The organism is Huintestinicola sp., from assembly GCF_050874005.1.
GTDB lineage: Bacteria > Bacillota > Clostridia > Oscillospirales > Ruminococcaceae > Huintestinicola.
The window spans coordinates 1-6262 of sequence record NZ_JBNMJV010000074.1 but is presented as its reverse complement, the minus strand read 5'-3'; the positions used below and the strand labels follow the sequence as shown (position 1 = coordinate 6262).

The window sequence follows — 6262 nt, the reverse complement described above, 5'->3', positions numbered from 1 at the left end:
TGCGCCCTTTTGAGGAAAAAGGGCAATAATAGAGGGGATTTTGTGGTCAAATAGAGGCTGTTTCGGCTTTTGACACGGAAAATTTTCCTCATATAATTCCGCTTGTTTAAATACCAGGGTTTTTAGAGGTTACCTTATAAGCAAGGAAATAAAGCGTTATGAAACAGAGCATGGTGAAATACCATATTCCGATGAGGATATTTATATAGAGTAATGATTTTACAGAGTTAAAATGCGTGAGTACAATTTGACAGTACTCACGCATTTTATTTATATAGGTAAATCTTATGTTGTATTTGCAGAATATATAAAAGACTACACGCAAGAAAGTGAAAATTTTGCAAGTAGTTTTCAAGGGTCAGAATTACTTGTTGATTTTGCCGGTAATGCCATTATATAATATAGGCAGTTAAGCATTGGCTGTAAACAATGTCAATGATTGATTATGAAATCCAATCGGTCTTTTGAAAAGATTTTTAAGTGGTTTTCGCTTTTATAGAAAATTATTGCTCTAATAAGCTTATATTTTTTCATTAAGATTTATATTGGAATTATTTGAAGGTGAATATTATGACAGTTTTTAACAGTACCAATATTGATACTACCATATCCGACGATCTAAAGCAATATTTCTCAGTCCGCAAAAGATATGTAGATTGTATTATGAATGGGGATGATTCTGTTTCTAATGTGACTGATTTGCTTTCAGCGGTAGAAGCACTGACAAGAATGTGTCCTATATGTGTGAATTATTCTGGAAAGAGCTTAGGAAAGCTCCAGACGCAGAAGCGAATCGGAGATGCTCTCATAATCGACCCGGATATCATCAAGCTGGTAATATTTGTCATATGCAGTAAATGTAACATTATCAGTGATCAGTCTGAAATTGTGTTTGTTTTTCTCTTTATAATTTTTCTTACTGCTGTCGTATAATATCTCATTCTTTTTAGATCTTGTTATAATTGAGCGGCGTATCAGCTTAATATATCTTGCCGCCGAATAATCCTCTGACAGCATAACATTAACGCAGCAGTCTATTCGGGAAAGGTTGAATGAATCTAAGTTATACTCCGCTCCCATGGTTTCTGTGATACAAATATTGATGTAGTGTTCCAGTGTGGTAAGTGCCGACTCATCGAAAAAAATCTGTGTTGTTCCCGTTTCATCTCGTAACAATGACCATGGAGTGATAATTATTTCCATATAATAATGATTAGGATAGCGGTGAATGAGATGGATACGCATCCCTTTGAATTTAGGGTATGCACATATCATATATCCATCTTTGAAAAATCGTTTGTAGTATGAAAAACGTTCTTCATCGGAAAAACGTTCTTTCAGTTCGTTAAAGATCAGATGATTTATATGCGGATATGATAGTTCAAATGTGTGGATACCATATCCGTCATCGGTAATTGAAAAATCCAATGCTTTTTTCATAATAGTAAATCCTTTCCATAAAAAGGTAATTACTACTATGTTATCGGCAAATAAAATAAAATCTGTAAAATTTTATAAAAAATTAACAAAAGAGTAATTTAGTGTATGGATCATAGTAAATCATCTATATTCATATCAAGAAGTGTTGATCACTAAATTAGTGAGTTGCTCGGAATTGATTGGGAATAAACACATACAAAGGAGTATAAAAGGGAGGGGAAAGGGTAACTGAATATTAGAGCAGGCATAACGAAAAAGCTCCTTTGGCGCAAAACCAAAGGAGCTTTCGGCTCAAAAAAATTATGAGCATTGCTGGTCGAGGTGACGGGACTCGAACCCACGACCTCTTCGTCCCGAACGAAGCGCTCTACCAAACTGAGCCACACCTCGATGATAAAGTTTATTATACCACAGAAAAATAAGTTTGTAAATACTTATTTTAAAAATTCAGTAAAAATACACATATTCCTCTGCCGCAAAGCCAAAATAAGAGAATTTACAGTATGCATATAAATCAACAAAATTCAATTTTTTTATATACTTCTCACGAAATTATGTAAATTATACTTTTATAACAAAATGTAATTTGACAAATCATCCGCAAAAGAGTATAATGTATTTAGATACTGTTAAGGATTTGTTTCAGAGAGGAGGACGCTTATGTCGGGTCAGCCGAGCATGCAGGGAATTGGAAAGGAAAACACCGCCGCACTTTCCATTGTGTTTGAAAATTACCTCAAGGTGGTCAAGCTCAATGTTTTCACAGGCGAATTTCATTTAATAAAAACATATCAGGACTATCGGGACAAAGACGCCGAAGCCTGCGGCTCCTTTTTTGAATATGCCAAAGGTGGTGTCACAGAGGGAATAATACATAAAGACGACAGCGAAATGTTTCTGAGATATCTTGACTCGGATTATCTTGCAGGCAGACTGCTTGGCGGCACGGGCGGCAAGCATATAATACTTCACGGCCTCAGATGCCGTATTTTAAGAGAATATGAAAACGTGACAATGGAGATAATCGCTTCCAAAAATTTTTCACGGGAAAATCCCTGGGCGATAATGTGCATATCCTGCACGGATAAATGCCGCTCACGTATCGGTGCGGAGCTTGGCAGGTCATACTGCAAGATAGTACACGTAAGGCTCTCCGACGGATATTACGAGCCTGTTTATATGACCGACAGCGAGATAAGCGCAGAGGAAAGCCTTGCCCCGGGGATAGTTAACTGGTTTGCAAGCTTTGCTCAGGCAGGCAATGTTTATGAAGAAGACAGGGAAAAATTCCTGAAATTTATTGATAACGATTACCTGCGCCGCCGTCTCGCAGAGGAAGGAGAAGCAAGGCTTTACTACCGCCGAAAAATAAACGGCGGGTACAAGCCCGTGTGTATGAAAATAGTCCGCAGCGCCGATCATTCCCCCGAAGACCCCTTGGCATTCATCTATATTGCCGAGGAGGACAAAGAAGGAAAATACCTGACGGAGCGGACAGCTGCGGAAAAATATTATGCTTCCTGCGACATTATGACGGGTATCAGGAACAGACATTGCTATGACGAGCTTTGCAGGGAATACGAAGTAAACGGTAGGAAAGGACCTCTGGGAGTGCTGTATGCAAGGCTGTCTCCCATAGGTGCACCCGAATGTGATGACAGCAGTCTGAAAAGAGAACGCCTGCGCATTTTCGCCATTATGCTTATGGAGACTTTCGGCAGGGAAAAATGCTACAGAACAGGCGAAAACGAGTTTGCGGCAGTCTCATTCGGCGGCGACGGGGAAAGCTTCAGACGCAGAGCGGAAAATTTCCGCCGGGAATACGGTGAGACCGTGTACGGAACTGCTTCGATAGGCTTTTACAGAGACGAAGCCGCCGCAAGCATAACGGCAGCAATGGAGGCGGCACAAAATGACGCAGCTAAGAATGAGACCGCTCTTGCGGCAGGGGTATGATAAATTCAGACAGGACGCTGACCGAACGGACAGCGCCCTGTTTTTATCGCAGGGCGAAAAAAGGCAGTAAATTTCGTAAAAGTTAAATTTTCACCTATTGACAAGCGTGCAAATAAATGTTATAATTAAACGATAATTGCGGCCGTATGTAGAAACGGTCCAACACAGATGTTCACACAGACATCGGGAAAGGAATGGTCATAAAAGTGAAAAGGGTCAAAAAACCTGTATTCTTTGTCGTTTTCCTGCTGATAATGGCGTTTGCGGCTTCGGTGCTATTCGGTTTCAGCAGCTATTACGGCGATATTGAAACAGTTTACGTAAAAGGCGTTGACGATATCCGATTTGGTATTGATATCAAGGGCGGCGTTGATGTTACGTTTACTCCTCCCGAGGGATTCGACGCAACCGACGAGCAGCTTGACTCCGCCAAGGAAGTCATCGTTCAGCGTATGATAAACCTGAACATTACCGATTACGAGGCATACATTGATTACAACAACGACCGTATCATAGTACGTTTCCCCTGGAAAGAGGGCGAAGCTGAGTTCGACCCCGAGGCTGCCGTTAAGGAGCTGGGCGAAACTGCACAGCTTACCTTCCGTGAGGGTATCGAGCTTGACAGTATGAACAAGCCCACAGGCGTTACCGCCGAAAACATTATCCTTGAGGGCAAGGACGTTGCCGAGGCTTATGCCGCATACGACCAGAGCGCAAACGCAGGCAGCCAGTGGGTAGTTGCTCTTAACCTTACAGACGAGGGTGCTCAGAAATTCGCAGCTGCAACCGAAAAGCTTTATAGCGAAGGCGGAGTCATCTCCATCTGGATGGACGACACCTGCATTTCCTACCCTAAAGTAAGCGCCGTTATCACCGACGGCAAGGCTACCATCAGCGGAAACTTCGACGCTGACAGCTCCAAGAAGCTTGCCGACCAGATAAATTCCGGTGCGCTTCCCTTCAAGCTTGTGACAGCAAGCTTCTCCACCATCTCCCCCAGCCTCGGTATGGGCGCTCTTGAAGCAATGGTTGTTGCGGGAATTATCGCATTTGCCTGCATCGCCCTGTTTATGATAATCGTGTACAGGCTCCCCGGCTTTATCGCAGTTATCGCACTTATCGGACAGGTCGCAGGAACTCTGGCGTTCGTTTCGGGATACTTCGGATTTAACGCCAGCGGAATACTTACCATTCCCGGTATCGCAGGTATTATCCTCGCTGTCGGAATGGGTGTTGATGCCAACGTTATCACCGCAGAGAGAATAAAGGAAGAGCTTAACAACGGCAAGACCCTTGACGGTGCCCTTATAAGCGGCTATCAGCGTGCGCTTTCGGCTATTATGGACGGAAACATCACAATGATACTCGTTGCTATAATCCTTATGGGCGCATTCGGCACTCCCGACAGCATCTTTGCAAAGGCTCTCCACTTCGTGTTCTTTATGTTCGGTCCGTCCACCGCAGGAACAATTTATTCCTTCGGCTTCACCCTGCTGACAGGTACTATACTGAACCTCTTCTTCGGTGTTCTCTGCTCCAGACTTATGCTTATGTCACTCTCGGGCTTTAAGGCATTCAGAAATCCCAAGCTTTACGGAGGTGCAAAGAAATGAGCGACTGCAAATTCCATATAGATTTTATTAAAAACAGAAAGATCTATTTCACCATTTCCATTATTTTAATTGCGTTCTGTATTTTATCCACATTCATTTTCGGAGCAAAGCTTGATATCCAGTTCAAGGGCGGTACTCTTATCACCTATCTCTATGAGGGAGATATCGACCTGAACGCATTCCAGAACGACGCTTCCGCCGCTCTTGAGGGCATAGGCGTAAAGGCGACCACAGGAACAGACTTCAACACAGGCAAGAACAACATTCAGCTCTCAATGCTTTCAAACTCGGGTCTTACCGCAGACAAGCAGATAGTCCTCACCAACACCCTTGAGGAAAAATATGCGGCAAATAACCTTGAGCTTGTTGAGTCCACAGACGTTTCACCCTCCGCAGGTAAGGAGTTCTTCAGCAAATGTATCGTTGCGGCAGTATTTGCAGCCATCGTTCTTATAATCTACATTGCGATCAGATTTAAGAACATCGGCGGCTGGCTCGCAGGCGTCTGCGCCGTTGCAGCCCTGCTTCACGATATCATCGTGGTTTACGGCACATTCATCGTATTCGGTATGGAGATCGACGCAAACTTTATGGCGGTTGTGCTCACCATCTTCGGTTACTCCATCAACAGCACCATCGTTATTTACGACCGTATCCGTGAAAACAAGAAGCTTTACAAGAACAAGTACACTCTCGGCGAGCTTACAAGCCTCAGCATAAACCAGTCTATGACCCGTTCCATCAACACCACCGTAACAACAGTTTCGGCGATGATAATCATTTCCATTGTTGCAATGGTTTACGGAGTTAACTCCATTATTTCCTTTGCATTCCCTATGACAATGGGTCTTATCTCGGGTGCATACTCCTCCACCTGCATCGCAGGTCCCCTGTGGGTATGGCTTGAGGATAAAAAGTCGGGCAAGAGCGGCAAGCCTAAGGCTGCTCCCGAAAAATCTATCGAAGCATAATCCGAATACAGCAAAAGGTCAGTCCTAATCGGGCTGACCTCAGCTTGTCGATAAAGTGATTTTTGAAAAAAATTTGCACAAGTGAGCACAACACTAAAAATTTCGCTCAAGCCTTTTTTAAAGGCTTGCAGGTTTCCAAAGGGCGGCGCCCTTTGGTCGCCCTCCGCAGAGGGCGAAATCTCCTTTATCCTTCAAAAACGGAGCAAGGGGTGAGAAATGCGACAGCATTTCGAGGGGAGGCGTACACGACCGCCTCCCCTTGTAGAGCGCTCAAACACCCTT

At 43.4% G+C, this 6262-nt stretch carries 4 protein-coding genes and 1 tRNA gene; 3 read left to right on the top strand and 2 right to left on the bottom strand.

Annotated features, from left to right (window positions below; translation table 11 throughout):
- Nucleotides 1-765 precede the first annotated feature (765 nt).
- Together ACR0QN_RS13815 and ACR0QN_RS13810 are read right to left on the bottom strand one after the other, a co-directional pair.
- A complete protein-coding gene (locus ACR0QN_RS13815) occupies nt 766-1440 on the bottom strand; it encodes a hypothetical protein (protein WP_432651806.1) in 675 nt (224 codons plus the stop codon).
- A 313-nt stretch (nt 1441-1753) separates the two neighbouring features.
- A tRNA-Pro gene (locus ACR0QN_RS13810) sits at nt 1754-1830 on the bottom strand.
- Between the two features lie 270 nt (nt 1831-2100).
- Between ACR0QN_RS13810 and ACR0QN_RS13805 the strand changes: the two genes are divergently transcribed.
- From ACR0QN_RS13805 to secF, 3 genes are all read left to right on the top strand, one after another.
- Entirely contained in the window at nt 2101-3396 is a 1296-nt protein-coding gene (locus ACR0QN_RS13805) for a hypothetical protein (RefSeq protein ID WP_432651805.1), read from the top strand.
- 206 nt (nt 3397-3602) lie between these two features.
- Complete coding sequence (locus ACR0QN_RS13800) at nt 3603-5009, top strand: preprotein translocase subunit SecD (protein WP_432651804.1); 1407 nt, start codon at nt 3603-3605, stop codon at nt 5007-5009.
- The gene (secF, locus tag ACR0QN_RS13795) at nt 5006-5980 is read left to right on the top strand and encodes a protein translocase subunit SecF (RefSeq protein ID WP_432651803.1); all 975 of its coding nucleotides are present in this window, start codon (nt 5006-5008) and stop codon (nt 5978-5980) included. The genes ACR0QN_RS13800 and secF overlap by 4 nt, the downstream gene beginning before the upstream one ends.
- The last annotated feature ends 282 nt before the right edge of the window (nt 5981-6262 follow it).

Coding starts and splice junctions, on each gene's coding strand:
- ACR0QN_RS13815 (WP_432651806.1), bottom strand. CDS start 1,440: ATGAAAAAAGCATTGGATTTTTCAATTACCGATGACGGATATGGTATC.
- ACR0QN_RS13805 (WP_432651805.1), top strand. CDS start 2,101: ATGTCGGGTCAGCCGAGCATGCAGGGAATTGGAAAGGAAAACACCGCC.
- secF (WP_432651803.1), top strand. CDS start 5,006: ATGAGCGACTGCAAATTCCATATAGATTTTATTAAAAACAGAAAGATC.